Below are 24,868 nucleotides of genomic sequence, written 5' to 3'. Positions count from 1 at the left end.
CGATGAAAGACAATGTTCGCCAGGAACTAAAGGAATTATGTTACTTCATCATAGAAAACAACAATGCTCTTTCGCGCCCCGAACAACTCACTCGCGTGCAAATGCTCTACGAAAGATTGCTGGTTTTAAATTATCTCGAAGAGGTTGAAGCCGAACGCAAGAGTGGCAAGCCGAGTGCCAGCGCAAGCCCAAGCAAAACTGCACCGCCTCCACCTCCGGTAGAAAAAGTTGAAGCCCCAGAAGCTGAAACACCCGCTCCCAAAATTGAGGAAGCTCCAGCAGAGATTGAAGAAAGTCACCCCAAAGTAGAGGAAAATCCAGAGCCAGAAGTGGCAGCTCAAACCCAGTCTGAGCCCATGGAAATGCCTTTAGAGGCTGATTCACCTGAAGAAAAAGCCGAGGCCCCCAAAGAAAATAGTGAAGCGAAAACTGAAGCACCCGTCGAAAAGACCCCCCCTCAAGCCGAATCCAAAGAAAATACCGAGACCAAAGATCTGAATGCTGGTCACCAAGCCCCCAAATCGGTAAATGATCAATTGGCTAAGGGAGCCATACAGGTTGGATTAAACGATCGCATTGCTTTTGTGAAGCATCTCTTTAATGACTCCCAATCCGATTTTAACCGGGTACTATCCCAACTGAATACTTTGGACACCTATCTGGAGTCGATGTATTTTATTGAAAACCTGGTAAAACCGGATTACGACTGGGACGATAAAAAACCCTACGAAGAGCGACTCATCAATTTGGTGAAGAAGCGCTTTGGCGAGGACTGGTAAGATTCTATTCCCCTCTTTTTTTTGTAATTTCGCGCCCTCTTATTTTTTCCTAATCAATTCAAAGCCCGTAAGCTATGAAAATGAAACTTTCGCACTTTAACTATAAGCTTCCGCAGGAGCTTATTGCGAAGTATCCCACCACCCACCGCGACGATAGTCGTATGATGGTAGTAAACCGTGCCGAAGGCACTATTGAGCACAAGATGTTCAATGAAATCATTGATTATTTCGACGAGGGCGACGCTCTGGTACTGAACAACACCAAGGTTTTTCCTGCCCGCATGTACGGTAACAAAGAAAAAACCGGCGCTCGTATCGAAGTTTTCTTACTGCGTGAATTAAATGCCGAAAGCCGTTTATGGGATGTACTGGTAGACCCAGCCCGTAAAATCCGGATTGGCAACAAATTGTATTTCGGTGATGACGACAGCCTGGTAGCTGAAGTAATCGACAACACCACTTCTCGTGGACGTACCCTCCGCTTTTTATTTGACGGATCTTACGAAGAGTTCCGTGCTAAATTGAAAGAATTGGGACAAACTCCACTTCCTAAGTACATCGACCGCGAACCTGAAGAAGATGATGAAGATCGTTACCAATCGATTTTCGCCAAGCACGAAGGTGCAGTAGCCGCTCCGGTTGCCAGCCTTCACTTCAGCAAGCAATTGATGAAACGTTTGGAGATTAAAGGCGTAACCTTTGGTGAGCTTACTCTCCACGTTGGTTTGGGAACTTTCCGCCCGGTAGAAGTGGAAGACCTTAGCAAGCACAAAATGGACTCCGAGCAGTTTATGATTTACGATCATACTGCTGCGGTAGTAAACAAAGCCATTGACGCCCGCAAAAAGGTTTGTGCTGTAGGGACTACTTCTATGCGTGCCATGGAGAGCTCAGTGAGTACAGATGGTCATTTAAAACCATTTGACGGATGGACCAATAAGTTCATCTTCCCTCCTTATGAGTTCCAAATTGCTGATCGTATGATCACCAACTTCCATCCACCTCAAAGCACCTTAATGATGATGACCGCCGCTTTTGCCGGTTATGATCTTTTAATGGAAGCCTATAAAACTGCGGTGAAAGAAAAGTACCGTTTCCTAAGCTATGGAGACGCAATGCTGATTATTTAATCCGCTGCGAAATGCTAATAAAAGCCGTCCCGATTAAACCGAGACGGCTTTTTCATTTTCAGATCAGGCCGTTTTGGGATTTAACCAAACCAGACCGATTAAAATAAAGGCCACCCCACTTACCATAGGTGGGCGCATGATCACTCCCTCTGAGGGTATACTCAAATAAATCATATACATCCCGAGGATTAGCAAGATTATCGACGCAATTCTTTTCATAAGTTCTAAATTGGTTGAGCTCAGAAGGTACGGAAAATGAAAAAGTTTGGATTCCGGCCTCTAAGAGCGGATATTTGCGAGAGCATTCCCTATTATGGCTGAAGAGCAAAAACGAATTCCTGACTGGCTGCATCTTATCTTAAGCATCTGCCTAAGCCTATTGGCTCTAGGCTTGGTGTACCTGCTGGTATTTGTCAGCAGTCATTTAGTATCTCGATATGTATTTGCCGTCGATTTAACTGATCGCTGGATTGGTATTCTTAGCATTGTTCTGGCTTGCATTATTACGATAATCTGGATTCACCGTCGACGTGCCCGCACCGAACCCGTGGTTTGGAAAAGGAATTTGCGACTCTCTGCTAATTTGATTCTACTGATTTTACTCACCTTCATCGCCTTTGTTGCCTTTAAGGTTTTCACCGATGAAATTGAGCTCCCCCATTTAGATTCCTATCTCCCCTCTAACACTGGCTTCCCTGCGGATAGTACAGTCACGGATAGTCTAAGCCTGGAGGCTGATAGCCTGCAAATGGAAGACACCGTAATGGACAGTGCTCATTCTAGCCTGGACCCTGAATTGAATGAGGCAATCGATAGTAGTAGCATTGCTCAATAAGGCCTAAGGCAATCCTAAAATCAGGTCTTAGCAGCTCTGAAATTCACCCTACCTTTGCCGCACTATGGCCCGAGATATCCGCGCCTTAAGCAAGGCCCAAATACAAGAATATTTTGAATCGATTGGCGAACCCAAATTTCGCGCTAAGCAAGTCTATGAATGGCTTTGGCAAAAGGGAGCCAAGGATTTCGATCAAATGACCAACCTCTCGCTTTCCCTTCGTGATAAGATGAAAGCAGACTTTGTGATTAATCACATTCGGGTTGATCAAATGCAGCGCAGTGAAGATGGCACCATTAAAAATGCCGTGCGTCTTTACGATGGTAAGATTGTAGAATCGGTATTAATACCTACCGACACCCGCATTACCGCCTGTATTAGCTCGCAAGTGGGTTGCAGCCTCGACTGTAATTTCTGTGCTACAGCGCGCTTAAAGCGGATGCGGAATTTAAATCCCGATGAGATTTACGATCAGGTGGTTGCCATTCAAAATGAAGCGGAGTCTTTCTTTGGCCGCCCCCTTACCAATATTGTTTTCATGGGTATGGGTGAACCCCTGATGAACTACCACAATGTATTGGCCGCCATCGAAAAAATCACTTCACCGGAAGGTTTAGGGATGTCGCCCCGCCGTATTACCGTTTCTACGGTGGGACTTTCCAAGATGATTCGAAAATTGGCGGATGAAGACCCCAAGTTCAAGCTGGCCTTGAGCCTGCACTCTGCTCGAGATGAAGTGCGGGATCAAATCATGTCTATCAATTTAAAAAATCCGGTAGGCGATTTAATTGAAGCGCTGCAATACTGGTATCAGCAAACCAAGAGTCGGGTTACCCTCGAATATGTGGTGTGGCGCGATATCAATGATAAGCCGGAAGACATTGAGGCTTTGGTACAATTCTGCAAGCAGGTGCCCACCAAAGTGAACCTGATTGAATACAATCCTATCGATGATGGTATGTTCCAGCAAGCCGACTTCGCCGCAGTAGAAGCCTATCAGCAAGCCCTTCAGGCGGTTGGCGTGGTTGCCACTGTTCGTCGCAGTCGCGGAAAAGACATTGATGCCGCCTGTGGTCAGTTGGCCAATAAAAATGAATTACTGAGCGAGTCTTAAACTCGGGGATAATGTAACTTTGAGCCCCAGAATGTCGAGCCTCAAAAAGATACAAGCGCCGATCCAGGAAGAAATGAAGGCCTTTGAGCCTAAGTTTCGCGACTATATGGCTTCCAAGGTGGCCTTGCTCGATCGCATCACCTATTACATTGTTAAACGCAAGGGCAAGCAATTGCGCCCCATGCTGGTTTTCCTCAGTGCTAAACTGCAGGGCGACATCGGCGATTCTTCTTATCGTGGAGCTGCTTTAGTAGAGTTAATGCACACAGCTACTCTGGTGCATGATGATGTGGTGGACGATTCCAATATGCGTCGAGGTTTTTTCTCCCTTAATGCCCTTTGGAAAAACAAAATTGCGGTTTTGGTGGGCGACTATCTTTTATCACGCGTACTCTTGCTTTCGGTACAAAATAAGGAGCATCAATTATTGGAGCTCATTAGCACCGCCGTACAGGAAATGAGTGAAGGGGAATTACTCCAAATTGAAAAGGCTCGCAGATTGGATATTGATGAGAAGGTCTATTTCGATATCATCACCAAAAAAACTGCCAGCCTTATTGCCGCTTGCTGTGCCGTAGGAACTGCTTCGGTAAATTCGGATAAGGAAGAAATTGAAAAGATGCGCCTCTTTGGAGAATACCTGGGTATCGCCTTCCAAATTAAAGATGACCTTTTCGATTTTCAGCAAAGTGCCAAAACCGGCAAACCCACCGGGATTGATATCCAGGAGCAAAAAATGACTTTGCCCTTGATTTATGCGCTTCGAACAGCAGAGCCTGCCGATAAGAAATTTATGATTCGCGTAGTAAAACGCTACAATCACGATCGTAAAAAAGTAGAACAGGTAATGGCCATGGTACGTAATTCCGGGGGTATCGAATACGCCACGGAACAGATGGAAAATTACTACCAAAAAGCCCTGCAAATTTTGGATCAGTACCCTGATTCTCCGGCTAAAAATTCTTTACTTGAACTCGCCGAATACGTTATTCAGCGAAGCAAATAACCTAAACACCCCTATCATGGAAAAAGCACAGGAACTCTTAAGTCAAAGTTGGGATCTGATTATCACCTATGGTGGTCGATTGGTTTTGGCCGTACTTGTATTGATCATCGGCCTTTCCATAATTAAACGTATGACGAATACCTTCCGCAAAACCATGAACAAGCGTGAGGTAGATGCCAGCCTGGTTCCTTTCTTAAGCTCCTTGATCAATGCCGGGTTAAAAGTGATGTTGATCATTTCCATCGCCGGCATGGTAGGCATCGAAATGACCTCCTTTGTTGCCGTATTAGGTGCCGCTGGTTTGGCGGTAGGTCTTGCCCTCCAAGGATCTCTTTCAAATTTTGCCGGTGGGGTTTTAATCTTAATTCTTAAACCCTTTAGAGTAGGCGATTTTATTGAAGGTGCTGGCGTATCCGGTACCGTGCGCGAAATTCAAATTTTCTACACCTTCCTCACCACTCCAACCGGTCAGGAAATTATGGTTCCCAATGGTAGCCTTTCCAATAACTCCATTGTAAACTACAGCTATAACAGTACCCGTCGTTTGGATATGACCTTCGGCATTGGTTATGGTGATGATATCGATAAAGCCAAAGCCATTTTACATGAAATCGCTGGTGCTGAAAGCCGTTTCCTGGAAGACAAAGGCGTTACCATTTTCGTGGAAGCCTTAGCCGATAGCAGTGTTAATATCCGCCTGCGTGCCTGGACCAATAATGGGGATTACTGGGACGTGCTCAACGGCCTGAACGAAAAGGTTAAGAAAGCCTTTGACGGCGCCGGAGTGGGCATTCCTTTCCCACAAATGGATCTTCATTTGGTGGAGGACCGGACTAAGTAGTAATTGGTAGTTAGTCGTTAGTCGTTGGGGTAAGACGATAGATTTTAGACGATAGACGGTAGATTGGAGCGGTACAAGGAATTTTGTTTATCGCTTCGGAACTAACAGACTACATTTCTTTCTACTGATATAGACTAATAAAGCATTTAGCCATTAGCGGGATTGGATTTCATCTTGCTAATGGCTTTTTCTATTGCGATAATCAGGAAAGTGCAGGCGATATAAAGACATAGCCTAAAAATTTGACTGAGAATTATAGAATCGCTTCCTAAAATATCCTTGAAACTAAAGGGTTCGCCAAAGAGTTTCCATGAACTAGCTAAGTAATCCCGATGCAAACTGGTTATAATTATGACGAGTCTCTCAATGCTAAATACAAAACTTAAGCCTGCCAATATCCTGATCAATAAATACCTAGAGAGTCTCTTCCAGCGGAAGGCCTGCGTGATTAGCAACCAAAGGAGTGCCTGAAGCCAAAAACGAAAGAAATATTTGCCCACTAATTCGGATCGAAACTCTTCTTGCCCTGCTTCATCAAGTACTTGAAAATAGTAAACAAAATAGCCTATCAGCCATAGCAGAAACCAGGTCAGGCCTAAGTAGACAAAGGCTTTTACGGCATAAGCATCAAAGATCTTTAAGCGAGCATCCTTCCAAAAAAGCCTTAGGACAAAATACACGATGGAGTAAAGTCCAAAACTTTGCAGGAGCTCCAGTTTCAAAAATGCCGAAGCGGAATTAAGAATCGGGAAAAGCTCCAAAACTTATACTAAATACTAGCCAATTTAATACAAACGCTGGAAGCCTTTTAAAGACCTTTCACCCCTTGAGGCCATGATAAAACCAAAAGCCTCCTTATTAAACATCCATCTGCGCTTCAAAATGAGATAAATCACAACACCGCGCCAGAAGGATTTGTTAAGACGAATGAAATTAGTTTTAAAGCCATTCTTTTCTAGAAACTCACGAATAACATCCACATCTCTCCTTCCCTCTATATCACCCATAGAATCTGGCCGCCCCGAAGCAATAGTTAGATTTAAATTAGGACACTTGTTCAGAATTTCCGTCATACCCAATAAGGTATTATACTCGGCTCCATTATTAGTTATGCAGATGTGACGAATTTTAGAATAGTCAACACCTGAATCCGCTACAATAGCATCTAATGTATCCATATCCACTTCAATCACTTCATCTGTAAAGGCAGGGCTTTCATCACTCTGAATAAACTCCAATTTATTGTAGGCAGCACGAGTACCTAGCACCAATTTATTTTGGGTTTTCTCTGAATAAGTTGCCTTTTGAACCCGTTTAACACTTAGCTTCTTGCGATCAATCACTTGCTTCAGTCGCGAGTGATTCAAGGGATCTGGATCTATCGCCAGAACCAATCCTTCCCTTCCTACCCGACTGTGCATTTTTAAGACATCACTGGTCAAATTCTTGGAAGAGAGATCAAAGCCAACTTGAACCCCGACTTCCCTTTTCTTGAGGTTCGGGAATTTTAGCTGCGCTTCAATTTTTACAATTGTACGCGTTAGAAAGTTTTCTATCATGGAGCAGCAGAGATAAGGATTACTGATAGCTCAGCAATTTACAAAGCTTTTACAGCTAAAGCCAAATCTCTTATGGAATTAAGGACCATAGTACCTGGTCTCGAGGCTCTCCTTAATCTGCTATGGGACTGCACATTTCTATTAAGAAACCATTCAAATCCCGTAAATAGCCCACTTTCTGACCCCAGGGTTTTTCCTTTATACCCTCGTAGAGAGTTGCGCCGGCATCCAAGGCTTTTTGGAAATCTTCCTCTACCTGCTCACTACTAAAGGCCAATTCTACGCCCCAGGGTTTTGATTGGCCATCTGCCTTTTGAAAGCCTTGCTTAAAATTAGCTTCTCCCAATTCATTGCAAGCAAAAGACAAGGTGGTATCACCGCAAATAAGTTCGCCATAATCCCCTTGTGGACTCACAAACTTGATTTCAAAACCAAAAGCCTTCTGGTAAAAGTGGAGGCTTTCTTGCACATTGGGAACGTATAAAATGGTGTAGGCGAACTTCATAGGGATAAACAATTAAATCGCTGTTAGGCTAAAAAAGAATCCTGTCTTTGATAGGGTAAAGAATAATCGGAATTGTGCACTAATCTAATTTGAGCCTTCAAATTAGCATCCAGGGCTATAATAAACTGAATCACGCCATTGCGATCCGGTAAAAGCTGTCCGGTCGGAGTTTGACTTTTCACATTGAGCCAGTTTGCACTTACCATCACTAATCCATCTACGACCTCACGCATATAGATATTACTCATTTCAAAAGCGGCGTTCTTCATCACCACAGTGAAAGCAAAATGATGCTGCTTTTCAATAGCCTCTTTACCTAATGCCACCTGGCCCACTACATCGGTAAACTCTGCATCTTCAGCAAAGTCCTTCATAAAGCCCGCTAAATCCTTCGCATTCCAAGTATCTAAGAAGTTCTGTAAAACTGCCTTAACGGCCTCCGTTTTAATATCCTCTAATCTCGATTTCATATTTCAATTTGTCTTATTTCGAGCTTCGAAGGTAAGCCTCAATGCGCAATACCAAGGCCTCACTAAGCTCTGCATTTAGATCTCTTTGATCTTTTTCCAAACACACTACTGCAATGCTTAATTGATAGTCGGGTAAGTACATTACATCAGTCCCCCAAAAGCCTCCATGGTAATAGGCAGTGCGACCGTAAAAGGATATCCTGCGAAGACCTAAGCCGTAGTTGGATTCGGGGAGCACTGGCTCTGTCATTTCAGCCAAAAGGTTAGTATCACGAATAATAGCGGCACTAAACAGCTTTTGATAAAAGATGGCCATTTCAGAGGCATTCGATGCCAATCCACCCCCACCAAACAAATCCCAGGATGGATTAATAGTATCCGAATCCCAATTCGCTTCCGCCCAATATTGATGGGCTAAAGATCCCTGTTCTGCTGGATAGGCTTCGAGTGGATAAAACCAGCTTGATTTCAAACCCAATTCCTCAAAGCCCAAAAGCTCCCGAATGGCAGTATAAAAGGGCTTCTCATAAACCCTTTCAATAATCTCCGTTGCCAAAAGGTAATTGATGTCTCCGTACTGAAAGACTTGGTTAGGAGGCGCCAGTGGACCTCCCGCTTGCATCGCCAATTCAACTTGCTCGTCTCTAGACCAAACATATTGGGGATCTTGATTTACCAAGTCCAAATAATGGATATCTACATAGTCGCGAATTCCCGAACTATGGGAAAGTAGATTCCGAATGCTAATCAAATCAGTTTTATAGCCCGTCTCTTCCAGTAAATTTCGGGTACCCTCACTTAACAAGGAACCGATAGGATCATCCAGCTTCAGCTGATCTAATTCTACCAATTTCAATACCGTAGCGGCTACATAAGTTTTGGTATTGCTTGCAATCAAACAAGCTTGGTAATCACCAAATGCTTCCTTCTTTTTGACTGAACTAAAGCCAACTGCCGAATTCCAGTTTAAGCTTGGATCATTTGCTACAATGGCCACTTGAATTCCAATCGCTTTTGGGTGGGAATGGAATGTGGAATCTAGGGTTCCTTTGAACTGATCAAGCATGCTTTGGGCATGAAAGTCAAAAACCAATACAAAAAGAGCTAGCCCTAAGATTGTGGTCCTCAGGATTTGCTTTGAATGAAATTTCATCTTCTCAACTTACTTAATCCATACCTTAAAATTGCTTTAATTTTCGATTTTACCTAAGGTTAAATTCCATCCATTCAGGAATAACAAATTGCTATAAGCAAGAAGTCAAGATTTGATACTTTTACCCTCCGCATGATCACTCAGGAAACCATTCAAAAAATCATGGACACCGCCCGCATTGAGGAGGTGATTGGTGATTTCGTGACCTTAAAAAAGGCAGGCTCCAGTTTTAAGGGCCTCAGTCCATTTTCCAATGAAAGGACTCCTTCCTTTATGGTTTCGCCAGCCAAGCAAATCTTTAAAGATTTCAGTAGCGGCAAAGGCGGAAGCGTGGTTACCTTCTTGATGGAACATGAGCAGTTCACCTATCCGGAGGCACTGCGATTCCTGGCCAAGAAATACAATATTGAAATTGTTGAAAGTGGTCAGAGCGATGAAGAAAGGGCCAAGCGTGATACCCGTGAAAGTCTCTTCTTGGTAAACCAGTTTGCCAATGAGTATTTCCAGGATCAACTATGGAATAATGAGACCGGTCGCAGCATCGGCCTTAGCTATTTCAAAGAACGCGGCTTTACGGATGAAAGCATTAAAGACTTTCAACTAGGCTATAGTCACGAAGGTTATGAGGTGTTTACCCAACATGCCCTAGACAAAGGCTATCAGCTCGAATACCTTTCGCAGGTAGGCTTAACTAAGGTAGATGGCGAGCGTAAATCGGATCGCTTCCGCGGAAGGGTAATGTTCCCGATTTTAAGTCATACCGGTCGGGTTTTAGGCTTTGGTGGCCGAGTTCTGAAAAAGGACGCTAAAACCGCTAAATACCTCAACTCCCCCGAATCGGAAATCTACCATAAGAGTAAAATTCTCTACGGTATTTATCAAGCAAAGCAAGCCATTGCCAAGGCCGATGAATGCTTTTTGGTTGAAGGTTATACTGATGTAGTAAGTCTGCATCAAGCCGGGGTTAAAAACGTGGTGGCTAGTTCGGGTACCGCCCTTACGGTGGATCAGATTTTATTGGTGAAGCGTTTCACCCGCAATATTACCCTCCTTTACGATGGTGACCCCGCGGGTATCAAAGCCAGCTTACGCGGAATCGATTTGATTCTGGAGCAGGGAATGCACGTGCAAACGGTCTTATTCCCCGAAGGTGAAGACCCCGATTCCTTTGCGCGGAATAATTCCCAAAAGGAGCTTACCGACTTTTTAAGTGAAGAAAAGCACAACTTCCTGCGCTTTAAAGCCAGCCTCTTACTTTCTGATGCTGGAAATGATCCCTTATCCAAAGCAAAGGCGGCGCGCGAAATGGTGCAGAGCATCGCCCTTATTCCCGATGAATTGGAGCGCAGTGCTTATGTTCAGGAAACCGCCCGCATGCTGGAAATGGAAGAGCGAATTCTTTTCAGCGAATTAGGGCAAATTCGTTCCGCTAAAATCGAGAAAGACCAACAGCGGCAGCGTCGCGAAGAACGCGGTTTACAAGAAGAAGAAATCATGAAGGTGGTAGAGCCCGAAGCCAAGGGCCTCGAAGACTCTATCCTCTTTGTACAAGAAAAAGCGCTGACCAGCCTGCTACTGAATCACGGCAGCCAAGAATTCAACTTTGAGGAAGTTGAAAATGAATACGGTGAACCTGAAGAGTCCGAAAACAGCGAAAAAGAAAGTATTTGTGAGTATATCCTTACGGAGCTCACTCAAGATGATCTCGATTTTGAGCATCCCGAATTGCGGTCTATCCTCCATCATTTCATTAAGGTTTTTAATGAGGAAGAAAGAGTTGCCCTACCCGAAGAATTTTTGCGCGGCGAATATCCGGCTCGTATGCATTTGGTAGTCGACCTAATTGCCGATGAACCCGAGCTGCACGACTGGAAACGCAAACGTATCTACCCACCCGATAAGGATGCCTATCTAAAGCCCTATGCGATGGAGTCTGTTCTGCGATTTAAAGAGAAAAAAATCGGTCAATTGATTGGGGAAATACAAGAAGCCTTTAAAAATGGAACCTCTACCGATCCTGAGGCTCTGGCTACAGCCCAACAATTAACCCGCCTTAAAATCGAAATTAATAAACGTCTGAATCGGATTCTTTAGTCCGCATCAACAGGAAGGGAAAAAAGAGCGTAAAAATTAAGACGCCCCAAACACGCTCAAACATCGATTCCGTACTCAGGCTTATCATCAGGAAAAGCAAGCCACTTAGGGCCAGGAAATCCATCTGCCTTAAGGCTCTATAAGTATAATAAAGCAGTAGACTTAGCAATAAGATTAAAGCCGGTAGCCCTCCTGCTATCATTGTTTCTAGATATTGATTGTGGGCATTATAGCCCTTATTCAAACCTTCCCAAAAGTGATTGGCTCTATAGCTGTCGAATAAGGCCTGACGATTATCGCCTATGCCTGTTCCTGTCCAGATATTGGATTCTATAACTTCCGCGGCGCATTTCCATTCCGCCAGGCGATAGGTAGCACTATTAAAGTCTGTACCCGATATATCATAATCAAAGTCCGGTACCTGAAAATAGCGTTTTTGCATATCCTCCGAAGCCAGTCCCATAAATAAGCCCAATGCCAGGATGGGCAAAAGAGGAAGCCCCAACCAGATATAAGCCTTGCGTTGCCAGGCCAAAAACAGCGCTGCCAAGCCGATCACCATAAATAGAGCAATCAAGTTTATCCGGGCTTGCAAAAGCACCATAAAAACGATCAAGAACACTATAGAAAGGCGGTAAATCCACCGCCAATTCTTCTTGGCTTTATCTTGCAATTCCACCGCCGAGAAGAGTCCCAAGCCTAAATAAGCCGCCAAATAACCGGGATGCATTAATGGAGAAGCCAAATGGGTATAAGCGAAAAAATAACGTCTACCGGCCTCATGGCTGATGTACAAAGCACCGGCATCCCAGGATCGTAATGCCGCATTGGATAAAGCCCAAAGCATCGCGACCATACAGCCCCACCAAAAAGCCTTTAAGCCAAATTCGCGACTGCTGGCTGGCCATGTTTTTCGCCCGGCTAAAATGAATAAAGGCGCCAGTAAAAAGGCAGTTTTAGTTTCCATTTGCCGCAGCCCGCTAGCCTGATCTTCAGCCCAGGTGATACTCAAGAATAAATAAGAATAAAACAAGGCCGATAAAATCCAAATAGGATCCTTGAAACCTTCACGCCAATGGCGCCAGCGATAAGCGATTAGGCTCTGAATGAACAAGGCAAAAAGCAAAATATTGGTTAAGCCCTCCTGACCCAAAGGCAGGCTAAACAAGAGCGCAGCGATTAAGAGCTCTAAACGAGCCGGAGCGCTGTTAATTTTAGGCAGATGGCTTGTAAATCCCAAGTCGCTTTTGTTGGCGTTTGATAATAAATGGCAATTGCGAAAGTAGCAAGGCCAACAAAGATAGACTTATAAAGAGATAGGTTGCTCGGAGATAATCGTTCAGAAAATAGGCCAGAACCACAAAGGACACATTAATGGCCATCAGGCTTAAGCTGGCTTGAACATGGCTGAGGCCGATATCTAAAAGGGCGTGATGGATATGGTTGCGATCGGCAGCAAAGGGAGAACGCCGCAATATGAAAAGTCGGATAAACACCACTCGGATGGTATCTACCACCGGAATAATCATCACCGCAAAAGCGAAAACCAAGGCATCAATTTTCTTCAATAAGAATTGCTCACTTAGCTCATTTATCTGCAAGAAGGAAATACTCAATAAGGCTACCAGGAAGCCCAAGATCATGGAACCCGAATCACCCATGAATATTTTGGCATTCACCAAATTGAAACGTAAAAAGGCCAATTGTGAACCTACAATGCAGAGGGCTAAAATCAGGAAAAGGTCATTATGGAGATAGTCGAAAACCACTGCGTAGGTCACACTAATAACTACCCCTATACCGGCACTGAGGCCATTGATCCCATCAATGAAATTGAAGGAATTAATAATCCCCAGAAAGAAGACAATACTCAGGGCCACGCTAATAAAATAAGGAAGCTCATTTACCCCGAAGAGACCGTAAAAGCTCACCAGGCGTACATCACCCTGAATAACAACCACCGCCACGGCCAGCAATTGACCCAGCATCTTTTTATAGGGAACCAGAGGATAGAGATCATCTTTAACCCCGGTTATGAAAAGCACAAAAAGCCCCACTAAAACGGAGTTGAGCGCCGGATTGGATAAATGAGCCGTACAGAATACAAAGCTGATGATCATACCTCCGAAAATGGCCATTCCTCCTAAAGGGGAAATGCGGGCATTATGCTTTTTACGCTCATCCGGTTGATCGTAAAGCTTCTTGACCAAGCTTAAGCGGATAATGGCCGGAATGGAGAAATAGGTAATGGCAAAGGCCAAAACCGGAGCAAGATAGGCGGAGTATTTCGCTATTATTTCTTCCATGTACCCAGGCACAAATGCCCTGCTAATTTACGCTCATTAAAGACTTAAATATCTGAAAATCGAAGTCCGAAAATATACCAAAGGCCGTGTTTTCATCCACCACCACATGACTCATTCTACCGGCATTGATTTTGCCATTCTTTGCAAAGCTTTCGCGGGTTGCCACCATCACCCCACCTGCGGCGCGATACAAGGCTTCCCTTTCGATGCGGGTAAATTTCTCCTGGTCTAAAATGGCCTGCAAGCCATGACCAGTATGGCGGTAATAGGCCTTATTATCGGGACGAACGCTAAGTACAGAATCGGACTTAAAGAGCTCTACCGTGTTTACTGCATCATCAAAAATTTCAGCTTCCACAAAAGGGAAATCCAAAGCAGCGGTCATTACAAATCGGTAGTCTAAATTTTCCGCTTCCGCGTGATGTGTTGCCAATTTTACTGTTTCACCCAAAGTTTGGTTAGGACCTGCCAATCGACTGGGACGTTCCAAGACCACCACATTTTGATGATCGCCAAAAGTGTTGCGGGCATAGCTCAATATTTCAACATCTTCCGAAATAAGATATACACGCTGGGTACTGCGGGCTTCTAGTAATTTCTTCACCTTCAAAGAAAGCAGGGTTTCGGTACCCCAATCATAAAGTGGGATCGACACTCCTTTAATTTTGGTATTCCGCACTGGAATTACGGCCAGGGTGCTGCTTTCAATATTGCTGAGATCTAAAAAAGTTTCCTTAATGGCACGGCGGGTCTCAAGAATTCGCTCCTCATTGGTGGTAAGGTTAGAACCATGTCGACGGTAGTAGAAAAGTGGCTCGTTTACATTTTTTACCGAATAGTGAATGATGAACTTCAACCAGAGATCATAGCCATCCTGGCAAGTGAAACTTTCATTATAGCCACCAATTTTCTTGAGGAAGCTCAGGCGGATAATGGTACAAGCTCCGTGGGCCGGTTGATCGTAGAGGCTTACCTCCTTTTCAAAATTATGGCGACGTTCTTCGCCGGTGATATGCCCTTCGGCATCCACATAATAATAGTCGGGGAATACCAGTCCTAATTCGGGATCAGCCTCTAATGGGGCTACCATTTTCTCCAATGCTTCGGGCACCAAATAATCATCCGCATCCAAGCGCATCAGGTATTTACCCTTAGCCACGCGCATCGCCACATTATTGGTGATGTTAAGGCCTTTGTTCTGCTGATAAATAATGGTCACCTCCGGGCGCTCGCGGTACTCCTCAATAATATCCCGACTAGCATCGGTAGAGCCATCGTCGATGATGATTAATTCGAAATCCTGCAGGCTTTGCGCCAAAACACTTTCGATGGATTCGCGAATAAAACGCTCGTAATTGTAATTGGTAATGTATACCGAAACTAATGGGCTCATCTTATTCCTTTATCACTGCAAATCCGTAAATCGTTTCCTTGCCACTAGGCTCCAGGATATCCTTCTGCAATTGAATTTGATAGCCTGCCTCTTCCAGTAAATAGCGGAATGCATCATGCGGGAAAGTGGTGTAGTGCTCTATAAAAAACTCGGCTCGCTCCATTTGGGCGCCACGCTTAATGATGCCCTCGGCAAAAGGCAATTCTACATAAACCGCCCCACCGGGTTTAAGATAATCCTTAGCCTGGGCCAGCATTTGCACCGGATCCTGCACATGCTCTAAAACCTTATTAAAGCTGATCAAATCAAATTTCTCATGGGCAGGCACATCCTTCAGGCTACCATGCCAAATATTTTCAATGTCCAGATTATTACCCATTAGCTTTACTGATAATCCATCAGGATCAACGGCATTCATCTGGCCAATATGCTTGGAAAGCTCATAAGGGAACACGCCGGTGCCCGAACCTACATCCAATCCTCTGATTGAACTCAAGGCAGTAGGTAAAGCCAGTTCACAATATTGGATAATACGCTGCACTCGCAGGCGATTATCAGATTGACCTTCCGGTAGATTAATCACGCGCTCAAAGCGAGCTTGTAATTTCCCTTCTTCGATGGCCGAATTATACTCGCCGGAATAAAACTCCTCCGTAAAGAGATCGTAATTATGGGCATTGAAATACACGCCGCAATGGGCGCAGTGGCGAATTTCACGATAATAGGCCATGCCTTCCGGCAGATAGGTAGTTTCACCTTCAGGTTTAGCCTTCAGGACCGAAACCAAATTATTTACCTCCGACTTACAAAGGGGGCAGTTGGCTTCACTTTGCCAGCCATCAATCATTTCCCTTTCTAGTTTTTGATGGGCCTGTACATCCTGTAAAAGTCGCTTCCCGATAAGGCTATCAAAATGACGGGCATCAATACCATGATTAGGACGCAATACAGTTAAATTCTCCGCAGATAATATGGTTCCGGCCTTAAGATCTTGATTGGGATAAACCGCTCTGCGGAAGGAAAGCTCATGCCCATTATCCAATTCAATTTGGGTAGGCTTTTTCTGGCCTTCTCCTTGATAAGCCTGAATTAATTTTATCTCTTGGATAAGCTCTTTCACCTCATTGGGCATTAGCGATACCTTATGGTCGCGGAAGCTTTTCCCCTCTCTTTCATCCGTAAAATGGAATTCCAATACTTCGGCCCCCATGGCTACGGCATAGTATAAGGCTTTAGCCCCTTCGGTATGATCCGAATATCCCACGCAAAGACCGGTCTTTTCTTTAAAGCTTTGCATTACCGATAGGTGTGCATCACCCGGATTAATGGGATACATACTGGTGCACTGCAAAACCGCCAACATCGAAGGGTCTTTGTAAATCGGATTGCAATTCTGAATAAAGCTCACTGCTTCTAAAACTTCGACTTCGGTAGATAGGCCCGTAGAAATAATCATGGGCTTGCCCAAAGCGGCTGTTTCTCGCAGTACCGGATAAGCGGTAAGGTCGCCAGAACCAATTTTATAAATAGGAATATAGGGGTCTATCCATTTCATAGCCTCCAAATCCCAAACGGAGGAAGTGTACATCAAGCCCGCATCGGTAACCATTTTGGCCAATTCCAAATGCTGCTCCTTGCTTAATTCGAATTTCTTAAAATGCTGGTTTCGGGTAGGACTTTCCAAGCGCGAAACCAGAGTATCGCCCGTATAAATCTGAAATTTAACCAAATCTACATCGGTATCGATGGCCAATTGACATAGGCGTTTGGCGTATTCAAAATCACCTTCGTGGTTCCCACCAATTTCGGCGATTAATAAAGGTCCGTGCTTACCTTTTAAGAGATTCTTCATAGTTGCGGTAGTACTCAAAAGTAGTATTCAAATCGTAGTGACCGGCGGGCATCTGCTCCAGCATATAGCGACTACGCTCAAAGTCTTCAGGGGTATCGAGGGCCAGTTGAATGCCAGCGGCCTCGGGTAAAATATCGTTTTGCCAATAATAATGATCGGCCGGAGCCTCTTCTTCATAAAGGCAAACCATTACATGCTCATTGCAATAGGGATCGGCTTTAATGCCTCCTAGCTTTTGCTGATAGAAATCCATATCTACCATTTCAACGCTCATTCCCTTAGGAAAGGATCGGCCTTTTACATTGCTTAAGAAACGGTATTTACCGGTGCTTGCCGCCTGCATTAAATGCGCCACCAGGGCTGGATCCAAAAAAATATTATCGCCATTAATGCGCATGGCATAATCGCATCCCGTTTGTTTGGCAGCGGCATAAAAGCGTTCTCCCACCCTTTCCAGGCTTCCGCGATAGCAGGCTATTCCCGCTTTGGCTGCAAAATCTTCTAGAGCATCATCCGAAGGCAAGTCACTGGTCGCCAAAATAATCTGCTCTGCTTTGAGCAGGCTTTTCAAGCGATCCACAATATGTTGAAGCACCGGTTTTCCGGCGATTTCCATCAGGGCTTTTCCCGGTAAACGGGAGGAGGAATAGCGAGCGAGAATTACGGCGGCTTGAGAATTATTCACGCTCCCCAATCTTTTTGGCAGGGCTGCCACCCCAAATTTCGAAAGCGGGAACAGTCTGATTCACCACCGAATTGGCAGCAATCACCGCGCCTTCACCAATCTCCACTCCTTTTAGGATGGTAACATTGCTCGCTATCCAAGCGCCATTACCAATTTTAATGGGAGCAGTTTGATTGGGCTGCTTATTGATCAGCTGATCTCTTTGAATTCCATGATCCGAATCGACCAAATAAACAAAGGGAGCAATCAAACAATCGGAGCCAATTTCAATTCCCGCACTGGCGAAGATGAAATTATGATAGCCAATGGTAGTGCGAGCACCAATACTGATTTTCGCTCGATCATTACAGGCACAAATACGAGCGCCTTCCTTGAGCACCACTTCATCCTCAATGCGAATGTTTATGGGGTAGCGCATCAGCTCCACATTCTTGTCAATCCACACGTGTGAACCTAAATGGGAGAGTCGGCGCTTTTGGCGAAAGGCCCGCCATTTTTGGCCGAATCCGTATTTTAAATGTTGCCGTAACTGGCTCATGGCTCCAAATATTGGCGGCAAAGGTACAAAGAAGGTACGGGGAGCCCGAAAGCCTCCAATTTCCTAAAACCGGATTATCTTCGAGCAAAATTTTCTTTTGTCGGCCAAAGACCAATTAAAGCGCTTTATAGCCTCCCAGCCCCTGCTGGAAAAATCCATGTTTTATGCCTACCGCTGGCAAAAAGGCAATGCCGTGGACGCTGAAATTGAACGTAGAAGAAAAATTGATCTTTTTGATATTGAGCAACTTTCGCAGGACATTGCCTTTGGCCCGGAAGAAAGAGTAATTGATAACAATCTCTATGGCTATGCTTCTTACCTGAAAAAATATGCCGGTATTAAAAGCGACTTGAAAGCCTATATGGAGCATGGCCTTTTTTTAGGCGGAATTGTACATCCTGATCAATTCCATTGGCATTTCCCCAAGATCATTACCCTCAGTGAACAACGTCGGGAAATTCTGGCCGCCAAAATCCCCGGGAAAGAAAGCCTGGCCGTTGGACCTTATATTCATTACGCTACTTCCCTATTAGAAGCAGAGGAACAAGCAAAGTTGAAAGCACGATTGGGGAAAACGCTCTTAGTGTACCCCTTTCACAGCATGAAAAACGTGAAGGCTGGTTTCAATGATCAGGAATTGATAAACGAAATTAAACGCGTAGCAAAGGATTTTGATTCGGTGCTGATTTGCCTCTATTATTTAGATGCTCGAGATCCAGTTAAAGTTGCGGCTTATCGGGCGGAAGGCTTTCATTTGGTTACGGCCGGTCATCGTTTTGATCGGCATTTCATCGCGCGACAGCGCAGCCATATAGAATTGGCCAACCTTACCATGAGTAATGGCATGGGCACCCAAACTGGTTTTTGTGTATACCTCAACAAACCGCATTATATCTACCAGCAGCACATCGATCAAAAAGCTTCCAGTCTCAAAGAATTGAAACGCTTTGAAGCGGGAGGTTCGGCCGGATCTGTAAAGGAGCGAGTGGCTGCCGAACGTGCTTATTTTTCACAGCTTTTCTCCGAATTACGAATGGATATTAGTGCGGAACAAAGAGCGGTAACCGCCGACTATTGGGGTTTTGAGAGTGTACAAGAGGCCGCTTTCCTGCAAAATTATTTTAGCGCTTAAAACGCTGCACGGCTTTTTGAAAGTAGTAGAGACTTAGGATTGCCAGTAAAGCTTCGAGCGCCAATTTGGCCCAGGCGGCTCCTATCATTCCCATCCATTGGATAAAGAAATAATTAAAGGCAATAGAAGCCAATCCGGTGATAAGCACAATGCGGAAATTCCAGCCATCTGCCTTGAGCACCATTAAGCCCTGCTTCATTCCAAAATGACTTAAGGCCGTGAAAACCATCACTGGTGCCATTAAGGCCAATGCCGGAGCTGCTTCCTGATAGGCCGCACCAAAAAGCAATCGTACCCAAAAATCCTGACCGATGATCAGCACTATAGAAAGTAGGGCACTCAGGCCTAAGAGATAGCCCAGAAATCGACGCCTTTCTTTAAAATAGCTCGCAGGGTTCTCCTTAAGTTTTTGGGCTAAATGCGGATAAAGCGAACTACCAACAGGAGTAAAAAGAAAGCTCTGCCCTACGGTAATAAGCTTCATAGCCGCTGCAAATAATCCCAACTCTCTTTCCGCTAGAATGAAACCTAAAAACAGGATGCTCCCAAAGGTGTAAACCCGGGTAAAGAAGTGGGAGGCAAAAATGTAAAAACCGCTTTTCAGATAGGCCTTTACCATGCGCCAGGCCTGCCATTGAAAACGCAACCATTTGTACCGATAATGAGCATACCATAAAGTGATAGCAGCTGCAATTATTTGGGTAAGTGAGTTAATCCCTACCACCAGTGGATAATCTGCGGGTTCACGCAGAAGGCTAAGGATAAGGATGGCCCCCACCGTTTTAATTCCCAAATTGGCTAGAGCGATAACCCCTAAATCCTGCCGACCTTGAAACAGAAAATCCGGATAAAGTCCCCAGCCAATCACAAAGGGAAAGGCGAAAATCATCAGCTTCTTCTCTGTAGAATATTCCGGAACCAGGAACAAAAGCAAAACAAAAAGTAGCGTGCTTATCAGCAGTAGCAAAAGCTTCGATTGCATTACCACCGAATAGACCTTGGAAATTCGGTGATGGGATTCACCTAATTCGGCAATCTTGCGGGTACCGGTAAAGGTAAATCCGTAGGTAACCAGGGCGGAGAAATAGAGGACGGTAACCGTGGCAAACTCAATCAAGCCATAATTATCCGGCCCAACAATCCGTGTAATAAAAGGCAGGGTTACCAGCGGCAACAAATAATTAGCCGCCTGCGAAAGGCCCATAAAGCCGATATTCCGACCCAGGCGCTGCATTAACTGGTTTTGCGAATACCTTTATAAATCCACCTCACCATAAAAGGTGGCGCCAAGCGCACAATGGATTTTAAGGTTATATGAAACACAAAATGCCAGGGTTTCAATAATCCTAAACGATAGAGATCACGGATTTCCTGCAATTCATTTTTAAGGTACTTCCAACCTCGACGGCGCTTTGCGAACATAGCTTTGCCGGTTCGGGCCTTCACCAAGACTTCTTGAATATTCGCTGAGCGGTAGCCCTTCATGAGAAAACGCGCCCAAAGCTCATAATCATCACCTACTGCGCCATAATCCGAATACATCCCCAGGGCCATAAGCACCGATTTACGGTACATCACCGTCATATGATTAAAAGGACAGCGCCAGCGCGCATAGTGGAGAATTTCCGCATGCTTTTCAGGTAAGCGACGAATGGCCATGGACTTTTCCATTTGCTCATCGTACTCTTCTATCCAGGATCCTAAAAGGGTTAACTCTGGTTGCTCTTCAATTAAAGCCCATTGTTTCTCAAATCGATCCGGTAAACAGATATCATCCGCATCCATGCGGGCCAACCATTCATGTTTTGCTGCTTTAATTCCAGCATTCAGCGCTTGAGAAAGACCTTGGTTTTCTTCTAGAATTACGGATTTGATTTCTGGATATTCCACTTGCCATTTAGCCACCAGCTCGCTAAGCACGGATGGTACCGGACCATCCTGAATTAGTACAATTTCCTCCGCTCGCAAGCTTTGGTCCACCAAGCTTTGGATCGCCGCATTCAAATGCTCCGGCTGATCTCCACGGTAAAAAGGTAGAATTACACTAAAGGCTTTGGTCATGGCTTAAAGGCTGCAACAAAGGTAGAGGTAAAATCAGGCATTTTCCGACTCCGCCTCTAAAGCAGGCCCGGACACCTTTTTTTCATTATTCTTAGTATGCGGCATGGCTAATAATAGCGCATAAAAAAAGCTAAAGAATAGCACTCCCGCCTGACGCTCAAGCATACTCTCGGTTAAAAAGCTTAGGATACAAATTCCTAAAAAGAGTCTTACTTCTGTGCGGTAAGGATGTCGTTTAAGATCGAAAAGCGGATAAAACAGAAGGATCATAAAGAGCGCAAAAGCAAATACGCCATTGGCCGCAAATACTTGTAAAAAGCTATTGTGGTAATTGAAGCGCATTTCATATAGCTGATAGGTATGCTGACCATCCCAAAAAATGGCATCTACCTTCTCCAGCTTCTCATTCAGAGCGGTATTCTCCGAACCGGTTCCAACCCCCATCCAAAAATTCTCAGAAATAACCTCAAGGCCCTCATGCCATAGGAACTTACGGGGATTGGTTTGCTTGTTTTCCACCATCTGCTCAAAAGAGCGCAGTTCATTATAGGTATCGAGTAAACGGCTTCTACTGCCGGGAATAAGAAATAGTAAAAGGCTAAAAAAGACCGTAAACAGAGCGAAGGCGGCAAAGGCCACTTTCTTCCCTTTTTTAGCTTTAATGTACTGTCCTACCAGAAATGCATTCACCAGGATAAAGAGCAAATATTGCATTCGTACCCAAATGAAAATTATCGCCAGAATAAACAAACTCAAGATTAGGGCATTGAGCCAGATTTTAGGCAATAAGGGAGTTCCGCGAATCAATCGATACATTAAAAGAGCGTAGGCAAAAGTTACGTACATGCCCAGATAATGCGGAGGCACCTTCGTGAGGCTCAATAAATCAGCGAAATAAAAGACCACCGGATCCTCGTATTGCTGATAACGATACAAAGCATAAGTAAAGGACAGAAATACCAGTGCCGCAGTTGAAAGCACAAAAAAACGCAAGATTTGCTCCATCCGCTTTTTCTCCAGGGCTTTCACGGTGCCTAACATTAATGGCCAGACCAAAAAAGGCAATTTTGAAAACACTTCCTTGGAAGCCTCCTCTTGCTCTGCCGAATGCATTGAACCTAAGACCACAATTAAAAAGCTCGCAAAAAGAAAGGCGGCATATTTATTACCGGATAGATTGCGAAGTTTAGAGCGAAAGTCAGCACTCAAAAGCCAAAACAAGCCGCTTAGCATTATCCCCAATGTTACTGGTAACCACTGTACTTGCCAAGGTAAAAGCAGGGCATAATATCCCAAACTGGCAAAAAACAGAAAGGACCAATACTTGGAAAGCTGAGGCATCTTAAGGCTTTAAAATAGCTTGATACTTTTCAGGATTTGCAAGGTATTCAAGAGCCGTTGCGATGTCTTTATCATGCCCCAGGGCATTGGCCAAACGGCCGCTGTCATAATAATAACGTGCTACTATTTCTTCTTGTAAAAGCTCAAGCACCACGGCCTTATTGCGTTCTAGTTCCTGTGCTTTCTCCTTTTCATAGGCAGCTTGTAAACTATTCAATTCGGTGGCCAGAGCTGCATCAAACCCGTCCTGTTCGGCCGCCTTTTGCAAACGCTTTAAAATTCGCCCAGTATGGGTATCAAAATTAAAATCGCGGTTTTTTAACCATGCCTCAAACTCACGAAACAAAGTATCATCCGCTTTAAAGTCAGAAGCCGGAGCTATCTTGGGATGACTGCGATAATAGTCGGTTGCAAAATCAAAGAAGTGCATTTGCTGAAACAGGGCCACAATTAAATCACTGGCTTCCTCGCTGGGTGTTTCAATGTCAGGATCAATTCCTCCTCCATCGAGCACGGTTCGGCCATTTTCCGTTTTAAACTCACTGCGCAAAGAGTCTGGAATTTTCACCACCGAACCATCTTCAGCTCTTTCGGCATAGTCTATGGCCTGAATCAAACGGCCGCTGGGGGTATAATACTTGGCGATGGTCACCTTTAACTGCGCCCCATAAGGCAACATCCGCGATTCTTGCACCAGGCCTTTCCCAAAAGAACGACGCCCAACAATAATTCCACGATCGTAATCTTGTAAGGTTCCGGCCACAATCTCGGAAGCCGAGGCACTCCCCGAATTGATAAGCACCGCTACCGGCAAGTCTTTATCAAAAGCCTGTTTAGGAGTTTTATAAGTCTTTTGCCATTCTTCCAATTTCCCTTTGGTTAAAACCACTGGTTTATCCTTGGGAATAAACAAATTGGTTAATGCGATAGCTTCATTTAAGAGACCGCCAGGGTTATTTCTCAAATCGAGGATTAAGCCTTTAAGGGGGCCCTGCGACTTCAGTTCTTGCCAGGCCTTTAAAACTTCTGCACTGCAATTTTGGGTAAAGCTGTTAAGATAAATATAGCCATAGCCATTTTGCACACGACCCGAAAATGGCACCGCCTTCAAGTGGACCTCCTCACGTTCAATTTCCAGATTTAGTTTTTCAGACCCTCTTTGAATAAGCACTTTGGTTTTGGTTCCCGGAGCTCCTTTCAGCATTTCAGACAAGGCTTCTTCGCTACGATCTTCAACATCTTCCCCTTCCACCTCAAGAATAATGTCTCCTACCTTAAGACCTGCTTTATCCGCACCAAAGCCTGGATAAATAGTTGTTACCAACATGTGACCATCATAGTTCCCAACCGATGCCCCTATCCCACCGTAATTTCCGGTTTGGCGAATCTTAAAATCCTCCACCGCTTCTTCGGGAATATAATTGGTATAAGGATCTAAGCTCGAAAGCATAGAGTTCAAGGCTTTCTGGGTTAGCTCTCCGGGATCCGTATCATCCACATAATAAAGGCTAACTTCCTTGAATACACTGGTGTAAATATCGAGCTGTTTACTGATTTCAAAATAATCCGGCCGATAGGCGAAGGAAAAGCTGAGCAATAGCAATAGCCCAAACCAACGACCCGACTTTCGGTATAATTTCTTCATGCGGGAAATCTAAGATTGCTAATTTAGGTAAAACGGCTACACCTTAGGCGCATTGTGCCATTTCTCCCAGAGTTTAAGGTAGGCCTTTTCCAATTTGTGATAATCGGAATCTGCCGACCCAAGGTAGAGCAAAATAAAGTCTTGCGGCAAATCTTCAGGCAGGGCTTCTTTATGCAAGCGGTAAATTTCTCTAAGCTTTCGCTTGATGCGATTTCGACCTACAGCCGAGGCGATTTTACGTTTCGGCACCGCAAAGGCAATGCGATGTTGTTCCTCCTCCCCGGCTAAGCTAAAGAGTAAAAAAAAGGAATGTTTCAGCTTAGTCCCCGAAGTATAGATTTCGGAAATGCGCTGCGGGCTTTTCAGCCGCTCATCTGGAGGAAAGCTTTGGTCCATAAACAAAAAAGGCCGTCTGGGTATTCCGAGACG

Annotated in this window: 25 protein-coding genes; 8 read left to right on the top strand and 17 right to left on the bottom strand. The window is 44.6% G+C overall.

From position 1 onward, the window contains the following. The first annotated feature begins 2 nt into the window (after positions 1 to 2). Together ACO05P_RS14805 and queA are read left to right on the top strand one after the other, a co-directional pair. On the top strand, positions 3 to 779 hold the full coding sequence (locus tag ACO05P_RS14805) for a hypothetical protein (protein WP_421752010.1): 777 nt from the start codon (positions 3 to 5) through the stop codon (positions 777 to 779). Positions 780 to 859: 80 nt separating this feature from the next. Then, positions 860 to 1,909: a tRNA preQ1(34) S-adenosylmethionine ribosyltransferase-isomerase QueA gene (gene queA / locus ACO05P_RS14800; RefSeq protein ID WP_210760575.1), complete on the top strand. Its 1,050-nt coding sequence runs from the start codon at positions 860 to 862 to the stop codon at positions 1,907 to 1,909. A 63-nt stretch (positions 1,910 to 1,972) separates the two neighbouring features. Here the strand turns inward: queA and ACO05P_RS14795 are convergent, their stop codons facing one another. After that, on the bottom strand, positions 1,973 to 2,128 hold the full coding sequence (locus ACO05P_RS14795) for a hypothetical protein (RefSeq protein WP_421752009.1): 156 nt from the start codon (positions 2,126 to 2,128) through the stop codon (positions 1,973 to 1,975). Between the two features lie 94 nt (positions 2,129 to 2,222). Between ACO05P_RS14795 and ACO05P_RS14790 the strand changes: the two genes are divergently transcribed. The 4 genes from ACO05P_RS14790 to ACO05P_RS14775 all read left to right on the top strand — a co-directional run bounded on the left by ACO05P_RS14790 (position 2,223) and on the right by ACO05P_RS14775 (position 5,705). After that, complete coding sequence (locus tag ACO05P_RS14790; protein ID WP_421752008.1) at positions 2,223 to 2,744, top strand: hypothetical protein; 522 nt, start codon at positions 2,223 to 2,225, stop codon at positions 2,742 to 2,744. A 64-nt stretch (positions 2,745 to 2,808) separates the two neighbouring features. Then, positions 2,809 to 3,858, top strand: coding sequence for a 23S rRNA (adenine(2503)-C(2))-methyltransferase RlmN (gene rlmN, locus ACO05P_RS14785; RefSeq protein ID WP_421752007.1), 1,050 nt, complete (start codon positions 2,809 to 2,811; stop codon positions 3,856 to 3,858). A gap of 31 nt (positions 3,859 to 3,889) precedes the next feature. Next, positions 3,890 to 4,864 (top strand): polyprenyl synthetase family protein, encoded by a 975-nt coding sequence (locus ACO05P_RS14780; protein ID WP_421752005.1) that lies wholly within the window; start codon positions 3,890 to 3,892, stop codon positions 4,862 to 4,864. A gap of 16 nt (positions 4,865 to 4,880) precedes the next feature. After that, the gene (locus tag ACO05P_RS14775) at positions 4,881 to 5,705 is read left to right on the top strand and encodes a mechanosensitive ion channel family protein (protein WP_421752004.1); all 825 of its coding nucleotides are present in this window, start codon (positions 4,881 to 4,883) and stop codon (positions 5,703 to 5,705) included. A gap of 146 nt (positions 5,706 to 5,851) precedes the next feature. On the opposite strand, the gene ACO05P_RS14770 is transcribed toward ACO05P_RS14775, so the two are convergent. From ACO05P_RS14770 to ACO05P_RS14750, 5 genes are all read right to left on the bottom strand, one after another. Beyond that, positions 5,852 to 6,427 carry a hypothetical protein gene (locus ACO05P_RS14770; protein WP_421752003.1) on the bottom strand — a complete coding sequence of 192 codons (576 nt, stop codon included), beginning with the start codon at positions 6,425 to 6,427 and terminating at the stop codon, positions 5,852 to 5,854. 63 nt (positions 6,428 to 6,490) lie between these two features. Further along, positions 6,491 to 7,264, bottom strand: a complete 774-nt coding sequence (locus ACO05P_RS14765; protein WP_421752002.1) for an FkbM family methyltransferase — start codon at positions 7,262 to 7,264, stop codon at positions 6,491 to 6,493. A gap of 112 nt (positions 7,265 to 7,376) precedes the next feature. Continuing rightward, positions 7,377 to 7,769 carry a VOC family protein gene (locus tag ACO05P_RS14760; protein ID WP_421752000.1) on the bottom strand — a complete coding sequence of 131 codons (393 nt, stop codon included), beginning with the start codon at positions 7,767 to 7,769 and terminating at the stop codon, positions 7,377 to 7,379. A gap of 23 nt (positions 7,770 to 7,792) precedes the next feature. Continuing rightward, positions 7,793 to 8,239 carry an SgcJ/EcaC family oxidoreductase gene (locus tag ACO05P_RS14755; RefSeq protein WP_421751999.1) on the bottom strand — a complete coding sequence of 149 codons (447 nt, stop codon included), beginning with the start codon at positions 8,237 to 8,239 and terminating at the stop codon, positions 7,793 to 7,795. 13 nt (positions 8,240 to 8,252) lie between these two features. Beyond that, positions 8,253 to 9,305 (bottom strand): serine hydrolase domain-containing protein, encoded by a 1,053-nt coding sequence (locus tag ACO05P_RS14750; RefSeq protein WP_421751997.1) that lies wholly within the window; start codon positions 9,303 to 9,305, stop codon positions 8,253 to 8,255. Positions 9,306 to 9,524: 219 nt separating this feature from the next. On the opposite strand from ACO05P_RS14750, the gene dnaG reads away from it, so the two are divergent. Further along, a complete protein-coding gene (gene dnaG, locus ACO05P_RS14745; protein ID WP_421751996.1) occupies positions 9,525 to 11,486 on the top strand; it encodes a DNA primase in 1,962 nt (653 codons plus the stop codon). Here dnaG and ACO05P_RS14740 read toward each other — a convergent pair. The 6 genes from ACO05P_RS14740 to ACO05P_RS14715 are packed head-to-tail and all read right to left on the bottom strand — an operon-like array spanning position 11,458 to position 18,260. Further along, positions 11,458 to 12,726, bottom strand: a complete 1,269-nt coding sequence (locus ACO05P_RS14740) for an O-antigen ligase family protein (protein WP_421751995.1) — start codon at positions 12,724 to 12,726, stop codon at positions 11,458 to 11,460. The two genes, dnaG and ACO05P_RS14740, sit on opposite strands and share 29 nt — an antisense overlap. Continuing rightward, a complete protein-coding gene (locus ACO05P_RS14735) occupies positions 12,701 to 13,792 on the bottom strand; it encodes a glycosyltransferase family 4 protein (RefSeq protein ID WP_421751993.1) in 1,092 nt (363 codons plus the stop codon). Before ACO05P_RS14735 ends, ACO05P_RS14740 begins: the two co-directional genes overlap by 26 nt. Positions 13,793 to 13,814: 22 nt before the next feature. Continuing rightward, complete coding sequence (locus ACO05P_RS14730) at positions 13,815 to 15,185, bottom strand: glycosyltransferase (RefSeq protein WP_421751992.1); 1,371 nt, start codon at positions 15,183 to 15,185, stop codon at positions 13,815 to 13,817. Between the two features lies 1 nt (position 15,186). Then, the gene (locus ACO05P_RS14725) at positions 15,187 to 17,037 is read right to left on the bottom strand and encodes an N-acetylneuraminate synthase family protein (RefSeq protein WP_421751991.1); all 1,851 of its coding nucleotides are present in this window, start codon (positions 17,035 to 17,037) and stop codon (positions 15,187 to 15,189) included. Continuing rightward, positions 17,015 to 17,722 carry a cytidylyltransferase domain-containing protein gene (locus ACO05P_RS14720; RefSeq protein WP_421751989.1) on the bottom strand — a complete coding sequence of 236 codons (708 nt, stop codon included), beginning with the start codon at positions 17,720 to 17,722 and terminating at the stop codon, positions 17,015 to 17,017. Before ACO05P_RS14720 ends, ACO05P_RS14725 begins: the two co-directional genes overlap by 23 nt. Next, positions 17,715 to 18,260, bottom strand: coding sequence for an acyltransferase (locus ACO05P_RS14715; RefSeq protein ID WP_421751987.1), 546 nt, complete (start codon positions 18,258 to 18,260; stop codon positions 17,715 to 17,717). The genes ACO05P_RS14720 and ACO05P_RS14715 overlap by 8 nt, the downstream gene beginning before the upstream one ends. Before the next feature lie 97 nt (positions 18,261 to 18,357). Here ACO05P_RS14715 and ACO05P_RS14710 point away from each other — a divergent pair, with 97 nt between their 5' ends. Beyond that, a complete protein-coding gene (locus ACO05P_RS14710) occupies positions 18,358 to 19,392 on the top strand; it encodes a hypothetical protein (protein WP_421751985.1) in 1,035 nt (344 codons plus the stop codon). Here the strand turns inward: ACO05P_RS14710 and ACO05P_RS14705 are convergent. From ACO05P_RS14705 to rnpA, 5 genes are read right to left on the bottom strand one after another with little or no spacing between them, the layout of a single operon-like run. After that, positions 19,382 to 20,626 (bottom strand): oligosaccharide flippase family protein, encoded by a 1,245-nt coding sequence (locus ACO05P_RS14705; RefSeq protein ID WP_421751983.1) that lies wholly within the window; start codon positions 20,624 to 20,626, stop codon positions 19,382 to 19,384. The genes ACO05P_RS14710 and ACO05P_RS14705 overlap by 11 nt on opposite strands. Further along, the gene (locus ACO05P_RS14700; RefSeq protein ID WP_421751982.1) at positions 20,626 to 21,453 is read right to left on the bottom strand and encodes a glycosyltransferase; all 828 of its coding nucleotides are present in this window, start codon (positions 21,451 to 21,453) and stop codon (positions 20,626 to 20,628) included. Before ACO05P_RS14700 ends, ACO05P_RS14705 begins: the two co-directional genes overlap by 1 nt. A gap of 33 nt (positions 21,454 to 21,486) precedes the next feature. Next, on the bottom strand, positions 21,487 to 22,794 hold the full coding sequence (locus ACO05P_RS14695) for an O-antigen ligase family protein (protein ID WP_421751980.1): 1,308 nt from the start codon (positions 22,792 to 22,794) through the stop codon (positions 21,487 to 21,489). A 1-nt stretch (position 22,795) separates the two neighbouring features. Further along, the gene (locus tag ACO05P_RS14690; RefSeq protein ID WP_421751978.1) at positions 22,796 to 24,439 is read right to left on the bottom strand and encodes a S41 family peptidase; all 1,644 of its coding nucleotides are present in this window, start codon (positions 24,437 to 24,439) and stop codon (positions 22,796 to 22,798) included. 36 nt (positions 24,440 to 24,475) lie between these two features. Further along, positions 24,476 to 24,835 (bottom strand): ribonuclease P protein component, encoded by a 360-nt coding sequence (gene rnpA / locus ACO05P_RS14685; RefSeq protein WP_421751976.1) that lies wholly within the window; start codon positions 24,833 to 24,835, stop codon positions 24,476 to 24,478. Positions 24,836 to 24,868 lie beyond the last annotated feature (33 nt).

Source organism: Croceimicrobium sp. (assembly GCF_965228705.1).
GTDB lineage: Bacteria > Bacteroidota > Bacteroidia > Flavobacteriales > Schleiferiaceae > Croceimicrobium.
This window is presented reverse-complemented; position numbering and strand designations above follow the sequence as displayed.